This is a genomic window from Chromobacterium paludis, assembly GCF_008275125.1.
Taxonomy (GTDB): Bacteria; Pseudomonadota; Gammaproteobacteria; order Burkholderiales; family Chromobacteriaceae; genus Chromobacterium; species Chromobacterium paludis.
In genome coordinates, this window is the sequence record NZ_CP043473.1 from 1,041,672 (window position 1) to 1,059,407 (window position 17,736).

The 17,736-nt window shown below is 65.2% G+C and carries 13 protein-coding genes and 5 tRNA genes; 8 read left to right on the forward strand and 10 right to left on the reverse strand.

Annotation, left to right across the window (positions count from 1 at the left end; translation table 11 throughout):
• Position 1: 1 nt before the first annotated feature.
• The gene (locus FYK34_RS20830) at positions 2–601 is read left to right on the forward strand and encodes an ABC transporter ATP-binding protein (protein WP_231137374.1); all 600 of its coding nucleotides are present in this window, start codon (positions 2–4) and stop codon (positions 599–601) included.
• Complete coding sequence (locus FYK34_RS20835; RefSeq protein ID WP_231137375.1) at positions 589–1,071, forward strand: TOBE domain-containing protein; 483 nt, start codon at positions 589–591, stop codon at positions 1,069–1,071. The genes FYK34_RS20830 and FYK34_RS20835 overlap by 13 nt, the downstream gene beginning before the upstream one ends.
• Position 1,072: 1 nt before the next feature.
• Here the strand turns inward: FYK34_RS20835 and FYK34_RS04720 are convergent, their stop codons facing one another.
• On the reverse strand, positions 1,073–1,540 hold the full coding sequence (locus tag FYK34_RS04720) for a YbaK/EbsC family protein (protein WP_149295292.1): 468 nt from the start codon (positions 1,538–1,540) through the stop codon (positions 1,073–1,075).
• A 351-nt stretch (positions 1,541–1,891) separates the two neighbouring features.
• Positions 1,892–2,383 (reverse strand): winged helix-turn-helix transcriptional regulator, encoded by a 492-nt coding sequence (locus FYK34_RS04725; protein WP_149295293.1) that lies wholly within the window; start codon positions 2,381–2,383, stop codon positions 1,892–1,894.
• A 139-nt stretch (positions 2,384–2,522) separates the two neighbouring features.
• Between FYK34_RS04725 and FYK34_RS04730 the strand changes: the two genes are divergently transcribed.
• Together FYK34_RS04730 and alr are read left to right on the forward strand one after the other, a co-directional pair.
• A complete protein-coding gene (locus FYK34_RS04730; protein ID WP_149295294.1) occupies positions 2,523–3,830 on the forward strand; it encodes a D-amino acid dehydrogenase in 1,308 nt (435 codons plus the stop codon).
• A gap of 3 nt (positions 3,831–3,833) precedes the next feature.
• Positions 3,834–4,904 (forward strand): alanine racemase, encoded by a 1,071-nt coding sequence (alr, locus tag FYK34_RS04735; RefSeq protein WP_149295295.1) that lies wholly within the window; start codon positions 3,834–3,836, stop codon positions 4,902–4,904.
• A 61-nt stretch (positions 4,905–4,965) separates the two neighbouring features.
• Here the strand turns inward: alr and FYK34_RS21035 are convergent, their stop codons facing one another.
• Positions 4,966–6,285: a methyl-accepting chemotaxis protein gene (locus FYK34_RS21035; protein ID WP_149295296.1), complete on the reverse strand. Its 1,320-nt coding sequence runs from the start codon at positions 6,283–6,285 to the stop codon at positions 4,966–4,968.
• Between the two features lie 191 nt (positions 6,286–6,476).
• Here FYK34_RS21035 and FYK34_RS04745 point away from each other — a divergent pair, with 191 nt between their 5' ends.
• Positions 6,477–8,207, forward strand: a complete 1,731-nt coding sequence (locus tag FYK34_RS04745) for a ShlB/FhaC/HecB family hemolysin secretion/activation protein (RefSeq protein WP_149295297.1) — start codon at positions 6,477–6,479, stop codon at positions 8,205–8,207.
• A gap of 161 nt (positions 8,208–8,368) precedes the next feature.
• A complete protein-coding gene (locus FYK34_RS04750; protein ID WP_168209645.1) occupies positions 8,369–13,267 on the forward strand; it encodes a hemagglutinin repeat-containing protein in 4,899 nt (1,632 codons plus the stop codon).
• Between the two features lie 69 nt (positions 13,268–13,336).
• Here the strand turns inward: FYK34_RS04750 and FYK34_RS04755 are convergent, their stop codons facing one another.
• The gene (locus tag FYK34_RS04755) at positions 13,337–14,176 is read right to left on the reverse strand and encodes a pirin family protein (protein WP_149295299.1); all 840 of its coding nucleotides are present in this window, start codon (positions 14,174–14,176) and stop codon (positions 13,337–13,339) included.
• A gap of 99 nt (positions 14,177–14,275) precedes the next feature.
• Between FYK34_RS04755 and FYK34_RS04760 the strand changes: the two genes are divergently transcribed.
• Positions 14,276–15,181, forward strand: coding sequence for a LysR family transcriptional regulator (locus FYK34_RS04760; protein ID WP_149295300.1), 906 nt, complete (start codon positions 14,276–14,278; stop codon positions 15,179–15,181).
• A 51-nt stretch (positions 15,182–15,232) separates the two neighbouring features.
• On the opposite strand, the gene FYK34_RS04765 is transcribed toward FYK34_RS04760, so the two are convergent.
• The 6 genes from FYK34_RS04765 to FYK34_RS04790 form a co-directional block, all read right to left on the reverse strand.
• Positions 15,233–15,907 carry a GntR family transcriptional regulator gene (locus FYK34_RS04765; protein WP_149295301.1) on the reverse strand — a complete coding sequence of 225 codons (675 nt, stop codon included), beginning with the start codon at positions 15,905–15,907 and terminating at the stop codon, positions 15,233–15,235.
• 165 nt (positions 15,908–16,072) lie between these two features.
• A tRNA-His gene (locus FYK34_RS04770) sits at positions 16,073–16,148 on the reverse strand.
• Positions 16,149–16,194: 46 nt separating this feature from the next.
• Positions 16,195–16,270, reverse strand: a tRNA-His gene (locus tag FYK34_RS04775).
• A gap of 45 nt (positions 16,271–16,315) precedes the next feature.
• A tRNA-His gene (locus tag FYK34_RS04780) sits at positions 16,316–16,391 on the reverse strand.
• A gap of 28 nt (positions 16,392–16,419) precedes the next feature.
• Positions 16,420–16,496: transfer RNA gene (locus FYK34_RS04785), tRNA-Arg, on the reverse strand.
• A 20-nt stretch (positions 16,497–16,516) separates the two neighbouring features.
• Positions 16,517–16,593, reverse strand: a tRNA-Pro gene (locus FYK34_RS04790).
• A 226-nt stretch (positions 16,594–16,819) separates the two neighbouring features.
• Here FYK34_RS04790 and folD point away from each other — a divergent pair.
• A complete protein-coding gene (gene folD, locus FYK34_RS04795) occupies positions 16,820–17,671 on the forward strand; it encodes a bifunctional methylenetetrahydrofolate dehydrogenase/methenyltetrahydrofolate cyclohydrolase FolD (RefSeq protein WP_149295302.1) in 852 nt (283 codons plus the stop codon).
• Positions 17,672–17,736 lie beyond the last annotated feature (65 nt).

The following is a 17,736-nucleotide window of genomic DNA, read 5'->3' on the forward strand; positions in this document are numbered from 1 at the left end:
TATGGAAATCTTATTGGATTTCGACCAGGTGGGGCTGGCTTACGGCGAGGCGCCGGTGCTGGACGGCATGAGCTTTGCTTTGCGTGCCGGCGAGATCGCCTGCCTGCTGGGCGCGTCCGGCTGCGGCAAGACCAGCGCCTTGCGCTGCATCGCCGGTTTTGAAACGCCGACATCGGGCGCCATCCGCCTGGGCGGCGAGACGGTGGCCGGCGATGGCGCGCTTGTCCCGGCGCATCGCCGCCGCGTGGGCATGGTGTTTCAGGATCACGCGCTGTTTCCGCACCTGACGGCGGCGGGCAATGTGGCTTTTGGCCTGTCCGCCCTGCGCCGCGCAGGGCGCCGCGAACGGGTGGCGGAGATATTGAGTCTGGTGGGGCTGGCCGGGGAGGGCGAGCGTTATCCGCATCAGTTGTCCGGCGGGCAGCAGCAGCGGGTGGCACTGGCGCGCGCGCTGGCGCCGCTGCCGCGGCTGTTATTGCTGGACGAGCCATTTTCCAACCTGGACGCCGACTTGCGCGAACGCCTGGCGCGCGAGGTCAGGGCCATGCTGAAGTCGCGCGGCGTGGCCGCGCTGATGAGTCGCGCGGCGTGGCCGCGCTGATGGTGACGCATGACCAGCACGAGGCCTTCGCCTTCGCCGATCAAGTGGGCGTGATGCACGGCGGCCGCTTGCGGCAGTGGGGCGAGCCGGAGGCGCTATACCATGCGCCGGCCGACCGCTATGTGGCCGGTTTCATCGGCCAGGGCGCTTTCCTGCCCGGACGGATGGCGGCCGGCCGCAGCGTGCTGCTGGAAACCGGAGAGCTATGGGGCGACGAGGCCTTGCCCTTCGACGAAGGCGCGGCCGTGGAGGTCTTGCTGCGGCCGGATGAGGTGAAGCTGGAGCCGGGCAGCGCGATCCGGGCGCGCGTGGCGGAGCGCCTGCCGCGCGGCGGCGTTTGCCACTATGCGCTGGAGCTGCTGTCCGGACGCCGGCTGTGGGCGGAATGGCGCCATGACTCCGCCCTGGCGCCGGGCGACAATGTCGGAATCCGCCTGCAGCCAAGACGGCTGCTGGCGTATCCGGCCTGAGTCAGTCGAAGGCCTGGCAGACGTCCACCCACTGGCCGGCCGTCACTTCGCCCAGCTGGCGCGGGCTGATGCGCACCGCGCTATGCACCGCGCCGGCGGCCGGCAGCACCTCGTCGTAGGTCTGCATCGATACATCCAGGTAGATGGGCAGCTCGCGGGCCAGGCCGAAGGGGCAGACGCCGCCGACCGGGTGGCCGGTGATGGCTTCCACCTCGTCCAGCGGCAGCATCTTGCCCTTGCCGAAGGCGTCTTTGAACTTGCGGTTGTCTATGCGGGCGTCGCCGCGCGCCACCAGGATCACTTCGCGGCCGTCGGACAGGCGGAAGGCCAGGGTCTTGGCGATGCGGCCGGCCTCCACCCCGTGCGCGGCGGCAGCCTCCGCCACGGTGGCGGTGCTGACCGCCAATTCTATGATCTCGATATCCAGCTGGCGGCTGGCGAAAAACTGGCGGACCGATTCCAGGCTCATGGCGGCTTCCGGTTGGGCAAAGGTTCAAACTATCCTATCCGGAACGGCGCGGCCAGTCTTGCTCTTAGTGCGCCTGGACGATTTCCGTCAGCTTGTCTGCGATGTCCTGCGCGGTGGCGGCCTGTTGCTCCGCCGCGTTGGCGATGTGCGCCACGAAGTCGCGCATAACGTTAGGCGTCTAGAGACGGAACGGTGTCTGCGAGCTTGGTCAGCCGCTTGTTATCGTTGGCGCGGCCAGGGGGGGGCGCCGACGGACGGCCAGGCGCATGCGCTGCCTGTTCGCGAGACTGTCTTTCTCCATGAAAAGTATTTCTACTGGGGTTGCACCCCGATTATGCAAGGTCCTGGGACTTAGCTGTCGTGCAGGGGCAGGGCCAGCGTTTCTTTGACCTCTTCCATCACCACATAGCTCTTGGATTCCTTGGCGGAGGGCAGTTGCAGCAGGATGTCGCCCAGGAGCTTGCGGTACATGGACATGTCGGGGATGCGCGCCTTGATCAGGTAGTCGAAGTCTCCCGATACCAGATGGCATTCCAGGATTTCCGGGATGCTCAGGATCTCGCGGCGGAAGGCGTCGAAAATATTGCCGGACTTGGCCTCCAGCTTGATCTCGACGAAAACCAGCAGCGAGCCGCCCAGCGCGTGCGGATTCAGCCGCGCGTAATAGCCCTCGATGATGCCGTCGCGCTCCATGCGGCGCACGCGTTCGGTGCAGGGCGTGGTGGACAGGCCCACTTTCTCCGCTAGCTCGGTCATGGCGATGCGGCCGTTTTTCTGCAGCAGGCGCAGGATTTTTCTATCCATTTTGTCCAGCGTCTTGCCGGAGGGAGTGACTGTCTTCATTTTTTCACTGCTTATCTGGAAAATTCTTGCTAGTCATCTATTGATTCTCGTCAATTTCAGTGAAAAAAACCAGATATCAATGAATATACTAGCGGAATTCACTAGCTGTAGTGTCAAGGTTACAAACGGAGACGGGAACATGAAGGTAATCGTGCTGGGTGGCGGCGTTTTGGGCGTGTCCACCGCGTGGTATCTGGCCAAAGCGGGCTGCCAGGTGACGGTGCTGGAACGCCAGGACGGCGTGGCGCTGGAAACCAGTTTCGGCAACGCCGGCCAAATTTCCCCTGGCTACTCCGCCCCGTGGGCGGCCCCCGGCATTCCGTTGAAAGCCGTCAAGTGGATGTTCCAGCGCCACGCGCCGCTGGCCATCAGCCCGGACGGCAGCCTGTACCAGCTGCAGTGGATCGCCAAGATGCTGGCCAACTGCAATGAGAAAGCCTATGCGGTCAACAAGGGCCGCATGATGCGCCTGGCCGAATACAGCCGCGACAAGATCAAGGAATTGCGCGCCGAAACCGGCCTGGATTACGAAGGCCGCCAGGGCGGCACGCTGCAGCTGTTCCGCAGCCAGGCCCAGGTGGACGGCATGGCCAAGGACATCGCCGTGCTGCGCGAGTGCGGCGTGGACTTCAATGTGCTGGATCCGGACGGCTGCGCCCGCGTGGAGCCGGCGCTGGCGGCGGTCAAGCACAAGCTGACCGGCGGCCTGCAGCTGCCAAACGACGAAACCGGCGACTGCAATCTGTTCACCAGCCGCCTGGCCGAACTGGCCAAGGGCCTGGGCGTGGACTTCCGCTTCGGCGTGACGGTGGACGCCATCCTGAATGACGGCAAGCGCGTGACCGGCGTGCGCGTGGGCGGCGAAACGCTGACCGCTGACCACTTTGTCGTGGCCATGGGCAGCTACTCGCGCGACATGGTCAAGGCGCTGGGCATAGACATCCCGGTGTATCCGGTCAAGGGCTACTCGCTGACCGTGCCCATCACCAACCCGGCCATGGCCCCGGTGTCCACCATTCTGGACGAAACCTACAAGGTGGCGATCACCCGTTTCGACGACCGCATCCGCGTCGGCGGCATGGCGGAGCTGTCCGGCTACAACCTGGAATTGAACCCGCGCCGCCGCGAAACGCTGGAAATGGTGGTGGGCGATCTGTACCCGCAAGGCGGCGACATCCCGGCGGCCAGCTTCTGGACCGGCCTGCGCCCGATGACCCCGGACGGCACGCCCATCATCGGCGGCACGCGCTTCGCCAATCTGTCGCTGAACACCGGCCACGGCACCCTGGGCTGGACCATGTGCGCCGGCTCCGGCAAGGTGCTGGCCGACCTGATCACCGGCGTCAAGCCGGAAATCAGCGTGGATGGCCTGTCCATGCAGCGCTACGCCAAGCAGGGCGAAACCCTGGTGGTGCCGGTGATGCGCCCGGCTGTGCAAGGGGCCTGAACCATGCGCCCCTTGATCGCGGAGATCCGGCTGGACCATCTGCGCCATAACTATCAAGCCGCGCGCGCCGCCCATGGCGACAAGACGCTGGCGGTGCTGAAAGCCAACGCCTATGGCCACGGCGCGGTGCGCTGCGCCCAGGCGCTGGCGGACATCGCCGACGGTTTCGCCGTGGCCTGCCTGGAGGAGGCGCTGGAACTGCGCGCCGCCGGCATCGCGTTGCCCATCCTGCTGCTGGAGGGCGTGTTCGACGCCGACGAACTGAAAGCGGTGGATGAGCAAGACTTGTGGATGGCGGTCACCAGCGAGCAACAGCTGGCCATGGTGGAAGCATCCGCGCCGGCCAAGCCCTTCCATGTCTGGCTGATGCTGGATTCCGGCATGCACCGCGAGGGCTTCCTGCCGCAGGAGTATCATGCGGCCTGGCGGCGGCTGGAGGCCAGCGGCAAGGCGGGCAAGATCACCAAGATGACCCACTTCGCCCGCGCCGACGAGCCGGATGTGCCGATGACCTTCTCCCAGCTGGAAATGTTCGACGCCGCCGTGCGCGGCCTGCCGGCGGGCGATGAATCGGTGGCCAACTCGGCCGGCATCCTGTGCCATCCGCGCGCCCAGCGCAACTGGGGCCGCGTCGGCATCGCCCTGTACGGCGTCACGCCGCTGCCGGCGGGTTTCGAGCAGGACAAGGTCTTGCGGCCGGTGATGCGCTTCTCCAGCAAAGTGTTTGGCGTGCGCGAGCTGGGCATAGGCGAGCCGATAGGCTATGGCGACAACTTCGTCACCCATAGACCCACCCGCGTCGGCCTGGTGGCCTGCGGCTATGCCGACGGCTACCCGCGCCGCGCGTCAAGCGGCAGCCCGGTGCGGATAGACGGCGCGCCTTCGCAATTGATAGGCCGCGTATCCATGGACATGCTGACGGTGGATTTGACCGACCTGCCGGACGCCGGCGTCGGCAGCGAGGTGGAGCTGTGGGGCGACGCGGTATCGGTCAATGAGGTGGCGGCGCATGCCGGCACCATAGGCTACGAGCCGCTGTGCAACGTCAAGCGGGCGCGTTTCGTCTACCGCTGAGCCGTTTGTCGAATGAAAAAACGCCCGGACTTGAGCCGGGCGTTTTTTTGGCGTCTGCGGCTCAGTTTTTTTGCAATACAAGTTTTTCCACGCGTTGCGTCGCGTCGCGCGTGCGTTCGGCCAGTTTGCGCACCTCGTCCGCCACCACGGCGAAGCCGCGGCCGGTTTCGCCGGCGCGCGCCGCCTCGATGGCCGCGTTCAAGGCCAGCAGATTGGTTTGGTCAGCGATGGATTGGATGGTGCTGACGATGGCGGCGATCTCGCTCAGGCTTTTTTCCAGCTGCTGGCGCTGCTGGCTTTCGCTGCTCAAGGCCTCCGAACGCTTTTCCGCGTCTATGTCTATCAAGGCGCCCACCACGCGCAGCGGCGCGCCATCCGCCGCGCGCCGGGTCTGGCCGCGGGCGCGGAACCAGCGGTATTCGCCGTTCTTGCATTGCAGCCGGTATTCCAGGTCATAGGGCGTCTGGCCGCTGCGGTCGTTCAGATGGGCGGAGAAGGCGTTCAGCACCCGCTGCTTGTCTTCGGGGTGCAGGCGGTTGGACCAGCTCTCCAGCACGTCGGGAAATTCCTGCGCGCTTTCAAAGCCCAGCAAGCGGCGGAACTGATCCGACCACCAGAAGGCATTGTTGCCGCTGACTGGGTTGGCCGCGTCCACCTCCATGTCCCACAGGCCTTCGGACAACATGGCGCTGCCCAGCTCGAAGCGCGTCATGGTGCGTTCCAGCTGCTGGCGTTGTTCGCGCCGCTCCGTGATGTCGCTCAGGGAGCCGGCCACGCGCAGCGGCACGCCCTTGTCGTCGCGCAAGGTGGCGCCGCGGGCGCGGAACCAGCGGTAGTCGCCGTTCTTGCATTGCAGGCGGTATTCGATGTCGTAAGGCGTGATGCCGCTGCGGTCGTTCAGGTGGGCGCCGAAGGCGTCCAGCACGCGGTTCTTGTCATCCGGGTGCAGGCGGCCGGCCCAGCTGCCCAGCACATTGGGGAAGTCGCGCTCGTCGTGGAAGCCCAGCAGGGCGCGGAAAGTCTGCGACCACCAGAAGACATTGTTGGGGTTCAGCGGGTCGCCGGCCACCACCGACATGTCCCATAGCCCCTCGCTGGCGGCGCGGTTGACCAGATCGAAGCGCACATTGACCAGGCCCAGTTGTTGTTCAGCCTGAGCCAGCGCGCTTTGCAGCTGCGACAGCTGTTGATCGGCCGCCTGCTTTTCCGCCCCGACCTTGCTGATCTGCTGGTCGCGGTGCTCCCAGACGCGGGATAGCTTGTCGCCTAGCGCTCGCCATCGCTCATTGCCCTGAATCTGCCATTTCGGCGCTTCGCCGCGCAGCACCGCCTCGGCGGCGGCATCCAACTGGTTGATCATCTTGTCGCCCGCAAACCACATGGTATTTCTCCACAGTTGGTGATCACTTTTTAAGCATAGTCTTATGGCATGCGGCCGGAATGCGTAGAAATACGTGGCGGAGGGCGCGAGCGCGGCGGCAGGGTGGCGGCGGGAGGGGAAACTTGCGATATGATTAATCTTTGTTTGAATTAAACGTCCAATTTTCAATTTTTTGGGCATGAGGACTTGACTTGATCCATTTCAACGCGACCGGCGGCGTCGCGCCGAAACCACGGCGGCGCAATCGCGCTGTCTGGCACTGGCTGGCCGCCATGGGTTGTTTATGCGGTTTCTCGTCATCCTGGGCGGAAGCGCCTCCGGCTGACCCGCGGCTGGGCAATGATGACGCGCGGCGCCTGCTGCAGGATAGCAATCGCCGTTTCGACGAATTGATCCAGCAGCAAAGGCTGCGCCAGCTGCGCCATGGCGGCAGCGGCGCGCAGGCGGAAACGCCTGCCGAGCCTGAGGCGGGGCGCTGCCTGCCTGTGTCGGCCTTGCGCTTGAAGGGCATTCGCTTGCTGACGCATCAAGAGGTGTCGGCGCTGGGTCTGCCCAGCGGGGCCTGCCTGGATGTGGCGGAGCTGAACCGCTTCAGCCGCGCCCTGACCGCGCGCTACATCGAAAAAGGGTATATCGCGGCCAGAGTGCTGGCCGAGGGGCCGGATGCGCATGGCGTGCTGACCCTGAGCGTGGAGGAGGGCCGGGTGGCGGCCATCCTCAGCCAGGATCCAGGCTTGCGCCCAGGCAACCTGTTTCCGGACATGCAGGGCAAGCCGTTGAACGTGCATGATCTGGATCAGGGCCTGGACCAGGCCAACCGCCTGCGCTCCAATCATGTCGCCGTGGACGTGCTGCCCGGCGCGGCGGTAGGGGATACCGTGCTGCAGCTGAGCAATCGTCCGGATGGGCGCTTGAGCGGCGGCGTGTCGCTCGACAATACCGGACGCGAGTCCACCGGCCGGCTGCTGGCCGGCGCCAGCCTGACTTGGGACAATCCGACGGGCTGGAGCGACATGCTGAGCCTGTCGGCTCAGGCTACGACGGCCAATCCGGCCGTTCGGCACAGTCGCAGCGAATCGCTGTTCTATTCCTTGCCCTATGGCTACTGGACGGCCAGCGTCTTCGCCAGCCGCTCCGACTACCTGAATCCGCAAAGCCTGGCCTATAGCACGGTGCAGCTGTCCGGCACCACGGTGCAGGGCGGGATGAGGCTGGACCGCGTGTTGTCGCGCGACCAGTCCCAAGTGCTGACGGCCGATGTGCAACTGACGCAAAAGCGTGTGCGCAATCGTTTCCAGGATGTGGAGCTGGCCATCAGCAGCCCCAGCCTGACCGTGCTGGAGCTGGGCCTGTCGCAGATGCGTCTGATGCCTGGCGGCGTGCTGCAGCTGGATGGCGGCGTGCAGCGCGGCTTGCGCGGATTGGGCGCGGATGGGCGGGATGCGCGCATTCCGGACGCGCCGGACCCGCAGTTCCTCAAGATCAGATTCAGCGCAAGCTGGGGGATGGCGCTGTCCTGGCCGGGCGGGCCTTACCAGTGGCAGACGACCTTGGCCGGCCAGGCCAGCCGCAGCCATTTGCCGGGGGTGGAGCAGATGGACGTTGCCGATAGCGGCGCGGTGCGCGGGTTTCGTAATAACGCGCTGGCCAGCGAGACCGGCTGGTACTGGCGCAATACCCTGTCGCGACGCGGGGCAGTGGCGGGATTTGTCCTGACTCCGCGCCTGGGGCTGGATGGCGGGCGGGTGCTGCAGCGCGGCAGCAGCGAGGCCTGGCAAGACATCGCAGGGATGGCGGCCGGCTTGGGTCTGGCGCGGGGCGACTGGACGCTGGATCTGGACTACAGCCGGCCACTGCGCAAGCCGCAAGGCTGGGTGGCCGAGGGGCATATCCTGTTTGCGCGGCTGAACTGGCAGTGGTGAGGAGGTGTTGTAAATGCGAGGAAAAGTAATGAAATAGGATTGTGAATTTGTATTTCAATTGATTTGATTTAAAAAGTCCCTTAGATTGCAAACTAAACAGTTGTTTGAATGCGTCGCGGCCCAGGCGTCGCGGCCATGTAAACCTGGTCGAGGGGATGATGATGAAAAAAAGCAAATTCGATCTGTCCGTGAGCGGCAAAGTGGCGGCGGCGCTGACGCTGGCCTTCGTGTTGGCCGAAGCCGTCCAGGCTGGCGGCATCGTGGCGGCCGGCGGCAATGGCCAGCAGCCTCAGGTTTCCACCGCGGGCAACGGCGCGCAGGTGATCAATATCACCGCGCCCACGGCCGGCGGCGTGTCGGTCAATCAATATCAGGACTTCAACGTCGGCAAGCCCGGCGCGGTGTTCAACAATTCCTTGCAGGCGGGCCAATCGCAGCTGGCGGGCCAGCTGGGCGCCAATGCCCAGCTAGGCGGCAGCCAGGCCAGCGTGATCCTGAACGAAGTGGTCAGCCGCAATCCCTCGCTGTTGCTGGGCAAACAGGAAGTGTTCGGCAAGGCCGCAGACTATGTGCTGGCCAACCCCAACGGCATCGCCTGCAACGGCTGCGGCTTCATCAACATCCCCCGCGCCTCCCTGGTGGTGGGCAACGCCAATCTGCAAAACGGCGCCATCGGCTCGCTGCAGGCCGCCAATAACGGCAACGCGCTCAGCATCAATGGCGGCGGCGCGTCCGGCGCGAGCGTGCTGGACCTGATCGCGCCGCGCCTCGATATCCGGGCCAATGTTTCCGCCGCGGACGCCATCCGCGCGCGCGCCGGCTTCAATACCGTGGATTACGCCAGCGGCCAGATCACTGCCACCGCCGCCGCGCCGGACGGCGTGGGCAAGCTGGACAGCTATTTCCTGGGCGCGATGCAGGCGGGCCGCATCCATATCGTCAGCACCGCGGCCGGCGCCGGCGTCAACGTGGGCGGCAACCTCAACGGCGGCGATGCGTTGACGGTCAGCTCCGCCGGCGCGCTGGCGGTGCAGGCCGCCCAGCTCAAGGGCAAGCAGCTGGCGCTGAGCGGCGCCAGCGTGGACATCTCCGGCCGTGTGGACAGCGAAACCACGGGCGACAGCAAGCATGACGAAAGCTGGTTTATCTGGAAAACCGGCGAAAGCAACAGCACGTCCAGCAAGACAGACGCCAGCGTCAAGCGCGCATCTCTGCAAGGCGATGAGGTGTCGATCCGCGCCAGCGGCAACGCCCATGTGGGCGCGGCCGACATCCAGGGCCAGGATGTGAAGTTGACAGCCGGCAGCGTGAATCTGGATGGCCAATTGGCCGAGAGCCAGGCCAGCAGCAGCGACCACGCCTGGAAGAATTCCTGGTCCTACAACCAAGACAAAAGCAGCGCCACCCAGGAGCAATCGGTGGCGCGCATCAAGGCTGGCCACGACGCGGACATTTCCAGCACCGGCGGCGACATCGCTATCGCCGGCGCCAGCGTCCAGGCCGGCAACAACCTCAAACTGAACGCCGTGGGCGGCGTTCAATTGTCCTCGCTGATCGAAACCGATACCCGCAGCGATGTCGGAAACCGCAAGAACGACGGCGCGGCGCTGGAAACCGGTAGCTGGAACAATCGCAGCAGCCAACAGCGGCTGGTGCAGGCGCAACTGCGCGCCGGCAACGCGCTGGGCGTGAGCGCCAGCGGCGACATCAACGCCCAGGCCGCTGTGCTGCAGGCAGGCGGCGACGCCATCCTGTCCGCCCAGGGCAAGACCACGCTGGCGACGCAGACCAGCGCCAACAACAGCAGCGTGCAGAACGGCAAGACCTACTGGGGCGGCATTGGCGGCGGCGGCAGCCAGAACAATAGCAGCAGCGCCACCCTCAATACCGGCAGCGCGGTGAATGCCGGCGGCAAGCTGTTCCTCAACGGCGACGCCGGCATCGCCATCAACGGCAGCCAGGCCAAGGGCGCGCAGGGCGCGTATGCCAAGACCCAGTCCGGCGGCGTGGTGATAGACAGCGCGCTGGACCTGACGCAGACGCGCACGGATCAGCGCACCGGCACGGTTTTCAATATCACCAATAGCTCCAGCAAGGGCAGCAGCAGCCAGCAGACCGCGGTCGGCTCGGCGCTGAAGTCCGATGCGGATTTGCAGCTGATTTCCGCCGGCGACGTGGCGGTGACCGGCAGCCTGGTCAAGGCGGCGCAGGCGCTGGATATCCAGGCCGTGGGCGACATCCAGGTGGCCAGCCAAGCGGCGGAAACCCACAGCCAATCCAGCGACACCCAGCTGGCGCTGCGCGGCGTCGGCGCCGAAACCGGCGACAAGCAATACCGCGGCGGCGTGCGGCTGGAACATACCAGCACGGACCAGCAACTGGACCAGACCAGCCAGACCGGATCGCAGCTGTCCGGCGGCAGCGTCAAGCTGGCGGCCGGCAATGATCTGACGCTGACGGGATCCAAGCTGGAGAGCGCGGGCGACGCCAGCCTCAGCGGCCAGAACGTCAGCCTGAACGCGGCGCAGAACACAAGCCACAGCGACAAGGCCACCACCGTGACCGGCGGCGGCCTGTACCTGACCGGCGGACTGGACAAGGCCGGCGCCGGCATCGAGTTCGGCCAGAACAGCAACCGCGCCGTCAGCGACGGCAGCGCCGCCCAGACGACCGAAGTGAAGACCGGCGGCAAGCTGGACATCACCGCCGGCAACGGCATGGGCGGCGTGCAGAACCAGGGCAGCCAGATCCAGTCCGGCGGCGCGGTGAATATCGCCGCGGGCGACGTCAGCAATCAGGCGGCCGTGAATCAACAATCCACCCAGCAGACCAGCAGCCATTGGGGCGTGGATGTGGGCGTCAACGCGGAGTACAGCGGCGTCACCCGTCCGTTGGTCAACGCCGGAACCAGCGTGGCCAAGGGCGATGTGGCCGGCGCGGCGGCTCAGGCCGGCCAGTTGGGCGGACCCAATCTGGGCGTGGACGTCAGCGCCACGGGCGGCAGCGCCAAATCGCAAAGCCAGAGCAGCGCCGCGCAGGCCACCAGCATTGCCGGGGCGTCGGTCAATGTCACGGCCGGCGGCGCGCTGAAGGATCAGGCCACCCAGTACCAGGCGACGCAAGGCCAAGTCAGCATCCGCGCTGACAGCCACCAGATGACGGCGGCGGCCAATACCCAGAGCCAGAGCAGCCAAACCAGCGAGGGCGGCGCCACCGTGCGCGTCTATACCGCTACCGGCGAGGATGTGAACGTGAAGGGCAGCGGCCAGGGCAGCTACAGCCACAGCCAGAGCGCGGGGAGCCAGGCGGTGACCGGCTCCATCCAATCCGCCGGCGGCGTGAGCATTCAGGTGAGCAATGACGCCGGCTACCAGGGCGCGGCCATCAACGGCGGCAGCGGCCAGGTGGGCATCCAGGCGGGCGGCAAGCTGGCGCTGACCCAGGCTGACAACTCCAGCAGCAGCCAGCAGCATGCGGTGGGCGTGACGGCCGGCCTGAGCGTGGTGACCAGTCCGGTCGAGGGCGGCGGCAAGGCGGGCGGCAGCGGCAATCTGGCGGTGAGCAATCAGCAAAGCCAGGCAGCCAGCAGCCAGGCCGTCGTCGGCTCGGTGCAATCGGCAGGCGGCATCGCGCTGAGCTCGGGCAATGGCCTCACGGTGCAAGGCGGCAGTCTGCAGAGCGGCGGCGACGTCACGTTGAAGTCCGACGGCAAGGTCAGCCTGCAGGCTGCGACCGGCAGCGACAGCAAAACCGGCAGCGGCTGGGGTTTCAACGTCAATGCCGGCGGCAGCAACAGCAATGGCAAGGAGGCATCGGCCAAAGGCTTCAACGTGGGCGGCGGCGTGCAGCTGTCCAGCCAGAACGAAGTCAGCGCCAGCCAGACCGGCGCGCAGGTGGCGAGCGGCGGCGCCTTGAGCGTCAGCGCCGGCGCCACCGGCAATAACGCGGTTGCGCTGCAAGGCAGCCAGCTGTCGGGCAAGACGGTGAATCTGACGACGGATAATGGCGGCGTCAGCCTGCAATCGGCGCAGAACAGCAGCCAGAAGCATGACTGGAGTGCCGGCGCCAACCTGGGCGGCGGCGGCAACAACAGTGTGGCCAAGGAAAACGGCCAGCCAAAGGCCGACGGCGAAACCAAGACCTATCAGGCGAATGGCGGCTTCAACGTCAAGGTGGATCAACAGGACAAGCTTGCCAACGCCAATGCCACGGTCAAGGGCGATCAGGTCAATATCAAGACCGATGGCCAACTGACGCTGGCTGGCGGCAATATCGCCGGCGGCAAGGTGGAAGGCAGCGTCGGCGGCAAGGTGGTGGTGCAGAGCCAGCAGGATCGCGACAACAGCACTCATGTCGAAGTGGGTCTGAACGTCAACAGCTCCAACGCCAAGAACCCCAGCCTGGTGGATCAGGCGGCCAATCTGGCCGGCCCGCTGTCCGGCAAGGTGAAGGAAAAGGCGACCGAGGCGGTGAACAAGGCCGCCGACAAAGTGGAGGATAAGTACAACAGCTTCACCTTCAAGAACGGCCTCAAGGAAGACACTACCCAGCCGGTGGCGTTCAGCAAGGATGCGAACGGCGGCAGCGTGGCGCTGCCGGCGCAGCCGACCAGCGGCGAGGCCAAGTCCGGGGTGGTGGACAGCGCCTTGCGCAAGGGCGGCAACACCTTGAAGGACAAGCTGCTGAACCCGCAGGACAAGGGCACCCAGGTGTCGGGCGTGATCGACGTCAGCGTCAAGACCGACAACAGCGTGGGCAGCGTCAGCGCCATCAGCGGCGCGCAGGGCGTCAATCTGGCGGTGGGCGGCAAAGTGGAGCTGGCCGGCGGCCAGATCGCATCCAGCGCCGGCAAGGTGAGCCTGGGCGACGCCAAGGTGGAAACCAGCGCCATCCAGACCAATCGCTACAGCGGCGCCGGCGGCGTCAAGCTGGATGGCACGCCGGCGGCCATCATCCAGCAGGCGGTCAAGGATGTGACGTCCGGCAAGGCGCCGCTGCTGCATGTCGGCATTGACCAGCAGGCGCAGACGGTGAGCGGCGAGGTCAAGTCCGGCGGCTAAACGGCGGGTTCCGCCCGGCAATGAGAAACGGCAGCCTTGGGCTGCCGTTTTTGTTGGGATGGCTCGCAGTCAGAAGCGGCCTTCGCTGTAATCCTCTATCGCCTGCTGGATTTGCTCGCGGGTATTCATCACAAAAGGCCCCCACTGCACGATGGCTTCGCGCAACGGCTTGGCTGCCAGTACCAGCAACCGGCTTTCCTCGCTGCCATTGCTGATCGACACGCCGTCGCCGTCATTGTCCAGCACCGCCAGCTGGCGCGCGCCGACCACGCTGTCGGCGGCCTGGATCGCGCCCTGGTACAGGTAGAGAAAGGCGTGGTGCCCGGCCGGCAGCGGCAGCCACAGGCTGTTGCCGGCCGGCAGAGCGAGGTCCAGATAGAGCGGCTCGGTAACCGGGCGCTCGATGGCGCCGCGCTTGCCGTTCAATTGGCCGGCCAGCAGTTTCAGCGTATTGCCCGTCTCGTCTTGCCAGCTGGGAATGTCGGCGGCCTGGATGTCGCGATAGCCCGGCGCGGCCATTTTGTCGTCGGCCGGCAGGTTGATCCACAGCTGGAAGCCGTGCATCAGTCCGTCCTGCTGCTCCGGAATCTCCGAATGCACGATGCCGCGGCCGGCAGTCATCCACTGCATGCCGCCTGGCCCGAGCAGGCCCTCGTTGCCGGCGTTGTCGCGGTGGCGCATGCGGCCGTCCAGCATATAGGTCACGGTTTCGAAGCCGCGATGCGGGTGGCTGGGGAAGCCGGCGATGTAGTCGTCCGGGTTGTCGGAACGGAATTCGTCCAGCATCAGGAAAGGGTCCAGCCGACGCTGCAGCGATTGGCTCAGCACGCGTTGCAGACGCACGCCGGCCCCGTCCGAGACTTCGCGGCCGCTGACCACTTGTTCCACTTTTCTGCTCACGCCTCGCATGGTTTTTCCTTGGCTAAAGTTCAATACCGTCATTTTTACAGTGAAAAAACAGATGGAAAAGCGCAAAATTCAGCTTTTATTCATCTGAAAATCAAATATATGGCAGGGCCAAGAACCACGCTGGAGCAGTGGCAGGTGTTGCAGGCCATTGTGGAGGAGGGCGGTTTCGCCCAGGCGGCGGAGCGTTTGCACCGCAGTCAGTCTTCCGTCAGCTATATGATGGCGCGGCTGCGCGAGCAGCTGGGGGTGGAGCTGTTGCGGCCCGAGGGACGGCGCATGAAGCTGACGCCCGAGGGCGCGGTGCTGCTGCGCGAGGCGGCGGAGTTGCTGCGCGGTGCCGAAAAGCTGGAGCGTCGAGCCGGCAGCCTGGGACGAGGCTGGGAGCCGGAGTTGAAAGTGGCGCTGGATAGCTTGTTGCCGGCGGAGGTGATGCTGGCTGCCTGCGGCGATTTCGCCGGCCATTGCCGCGAGACGCGGCTGCAGCTGCACGAGGTGGTGATGTCGGGCGCGGACGACGCGCTGTATCAGGGCGATGCCGCCTTGGCCGTCGCCAGCCGGGTGCCGCAGGGTTTTTTGGGCGACTGGCTGCTGGACGCCGAGTTTGTGGCCTGCGCCGCGCCGGGGCATAGGCTGCATGAGCAGGGAGGCGAGCTGGATGGCTCGCAGCTGCGCGGCGAGGTGCAGGTGGTGCTGCGCGATTCCGGCATTCGCCAACCGCGCGACGAGGGCTGGCTGGGCGCGCATCAGCGCTGGACCGTGACGCAGCCCGAAACCGGCATCGCCATGGTGGAGGCGGGCTTGGCCTTCGGCTGGCTGGCGCGGCACCGCGTAGCGCGGCAGTTGCTGGAGGGCAGCCTCAAGCCCCTGCCGCTGGTGAGCGGCGCGGTGCGCAAGGCATCCTTGTACCTGGTGCTGGCGGAGCCGTCATCGGCCGGGCCGGCCTGCCTGTACCTGGCCGACGCGCTCAGGCGCGCCGCCGAGCGTTGGCGGCACGGCAAGGCTTAGCCGGGCTGCGCCAGGGCGCCGGCTCAAGACGGGATCCGTGGCGGGCGGGCCTCAGTGATTGGCTTGCTGGCCCTTCAAATAGCTTTCCAGCGCGTGGCCGGCGGACAGGATGTGGAAGCGCAGGAATTCTGCCGCCTCGTCGGCCTTGCCCTGGCGGCACAGCTCCAGCAGGCGGGTGTGCTCCTCGTGCGCGCGCTCCATGGTGCGGGTGAACAGGATCTGCATCCGGGTGTAGCGGTCGGTCTTGTTGTGCAGCTGCTCGATCAGCGCCAGCGTGTTGGGGCGGCGCGCGGCGCGATACAGCGCCAGGTGGTAGCGCGAGTTGATCTCGCCCCAGTGGCGCACGTCGTTATTGCGCAGCGCCACTTCGAACTCGCGCAAGGTTTGCTGCGCCGCGTCCAGATCGGCCGAGGTCTGGCAGGGAATGGCGGCCTTGAGCAGCGAGCACTCCAGCATGGCGCGGACTTCCAACAGCTCGAGAATGTCTTCCAGCGACAGCTTGGACACCAGGGCGCCCTTGTGGTCGATGATCTGGATCAGTCCTTCCGCCTCCAGCTGGCGCAGCGCTTCGCGCACCGGCACCCGGCTGACGCCGTATTCGTGGGACAGCGCCTCTTGGCGCAATTGTTGGCCGTCGGCGAACTCGCCGGACAGGATGCGGCGGCGCAAGGATTCGGTGACGGCGCTGGTAAGCGTCTGGCGCTTGATCGGCTGCAGGGTTGTCATGGTGGGAGTCGTTATCTGTCAGTCAATCGGATACATGCAAATGTATTCGATTATACGGAGCTTCACTATTCGGGCAAGCACCGAACTTGAATATTTTTGTCGCGAATCTGTAATTGGAGGGCTGGAATGTGAAAAAGCCCGACGCGAGGCCGGGCTTTTTAATTTTGGGGTGGATGATGGGACTCGAACCCACGACAGCCGGAATCACAATCCGGGACTCTACCAACTGAGCTACATCCACCGCCGAAGCAGTGAGACCGCGTCGATGCCGCAGTCTGGCTAATTTTTGGGGTGGATGATGGGACTCGAACCCACGACAGCCGGAATCACAATCCGGGACTCTACCAACTGAGCTACATCCACCGCCGAAACGGTAAGACTGCGGACATGCCGCAATCAGGCAAATTGTGGGGTGGATGATGGGACTCGAACCCACGACAGCCGGAATCACAATCCGGGACTCTACCAACTGAGCTACATCCACCACTGGGCACTGCATGTCTACAAGCATTTGGCGCGCCCGACAGGAATCGAACCTGTAACCCCCGGCTTAGAAGGCCGGTGCTCTATCCGGTTGAGCTACGGGCGCTCTATCGGGCTGCTTGTGTCTGGTCGGGGCGGCGGGATTCGAACTCGCGACCCCCTGATCCCAAATCAGGTGCGCTACCAGGCTGCGCTACGCCCCGAACAGAGACCGCAACTATACGGATGAGGCCTTGGGCTGTCAACGGCTTCATGCAAATAATTTCGTCTCGTTTTGGCGCAGTTTTGCAGGGTTTGGCAAGGGTGGAATTTTTCTCTTTATATATCTTGATCTTAAGAAAAATAAACCATGGCGCCGCTCTTACTGCACTGCGCAATTAGTGCGACAATAGCGCCCGTTATTTTTCTGCATCAAGATGGGATTCAGGCATGACGGCGCAATTGATTGACGGCAAGGCGGTGGCGGAGCGTTTGGTTGGCAAGGTAAAGGCGGGCGTGGAGGCGCGTTTGGCGCAGGGCAAGCGCGCGCCGGCGCTAGCTGTGGTGCTGGTGGGCAATGATCCGGCTTCCGCGGTGTATGTCGGCGCCAAGAAAAAAGGCTGCGAAAAGGCGGGCGTGCGTTCGGTGTCGCATGAATTGCCGGCAGAAACCAGCCAGCAGCAATTGCTGGAAATTATCGACCGGTTGAATGCCGACGACGGCATAGACGGCATTCTGGTGCAATTGCCGCTGCCCAAGCAGATTGATCCGCAGACGGTAATCGAACGCATTGATCCGAAAAAGGACGTGGACGGTTTCCATCCTTATAATGTCGGCCGCCTGGTCATCAAGATGCCGCTGATGCGGCCGTGCACGCCGCGCGGCGTGATGACGCTGCTGGAAGAGTACGGCATCGACCCCAAGGGGCAGAAAGTGGTGATCGTCGGCGCGTCCAATATCGTGGGCCGTCCGCAGGCGCTGGAAATGCTGATGGCGCGCGCCACGGTCACGGTGTGCCACAGCGCGACCAAGAATCTGGAAGCCGAAGTGGCCGCCGCCGACATCCTGGTGGTGGGCGTGGGCATTCCCAACTTCGTCAAGGGTGAGTGGATCAAGCCGGGCGCAGTGGTGATCGACGTCGGCGTCAACCGCCTCGATAACGGCAAGCTGTGCGGCGACGTCGAGTTCGCCGCCGCCAGCGAGCGCGCGGGCTACATCACGCCGGTCCCCGGCGGAGTGGGACCGATGACCATCGCCACCCTCTTGCAGAATACCCTGGATTCCGCCAATCTGAACGCCTGAGCCAGTCCGCCGCGCGCGGCGGGCCAGAGCACGTTCGCCACAGCGGCCGGTGCAGCCGGGCTGTG

Excerpts from the sequence above, each read along its gene's own strand:
- FYK34_RS04725 (WP_149295293.1), bottom strand. The coding sequence starts at position 2,383 with ATGAAGACAGTCACTCCCTCCGGCAAGACGCTGGACAAAATGGATAGA.
- FYK34_RS04730 (WP_149295294.1), top strand. The coding sequence starts at position 2,523 with ATGAAGGTAATCGTGCTGGGTGGCGGCGTTTTGGGCGTGTCCACCGCG.
- FYK34_RS04760 (WP_149295300.1), top strand. The coding sequence starts at position 14,276 with ATGGCAGGGCCAAGAACCACGCTGGAGCAGTGGCAGGTGTTGCAGGCC.
- FYK34_RS04720 (WP_149295292.1), bottom strand. The coding sequence starts at position 1,540 with ATGAGCCTGGAATCGGTCCGCCAGTTTTTCGCCAGCCGCCAGCTGGAT.
- FYK34_RS21035 (WP_149295296.1), bottom strand. The coding sequence starts at position 6,285 with ATGTGGTTTGCGGGCGACAAGATGATCAACCAGTTGGATGCCGCCGCC.
- FYK34_RS04750 (WP_168209645.1), top strand. The coding sequence starts at position 8,369 with ATGAAAAAAAGCAAATTCGATCTGTCCGTGAGCGGCAAAGTGGCGGCG.
- FYK34_RS20830 (WP_231137374.1), top strand. The coding sequence starts at position 2 with ATGGAAATCTTATTGGATTTCGACCAGGTGGGGCTGGCTTACGGCGAG.
- FYK34_RS04765 (WP_149295301.1), bottom strand. The coding sequence starts at position 15,907 with ATGACAACCCTGCAGCCGATCAAGCGCCAGACGCTTACCAGCGCCGTC.
- folD (WP_149295302.1), top strand. The coding sequence starts at position 16,820 with ATGACGGCGCAATTGATTGACGGCAAGGCGGTGGCGGAGCGTTTGGTT.
- alr (WP_149295295.1), top strand. The coding sequence starts at position 3,834 with ATGCGCCCCTTGATCGCGGAGATCCGGCTGGACCATCTGCGCCATAAC.
- FYK34_RS04755 (WP_149295299.1), bottom strand. The coding sequence starts at position 14,176 with ATGCGAGGCGTGAGCAGAAAAGTGGAACAAGTGGTCAGCGGCCGCGAA.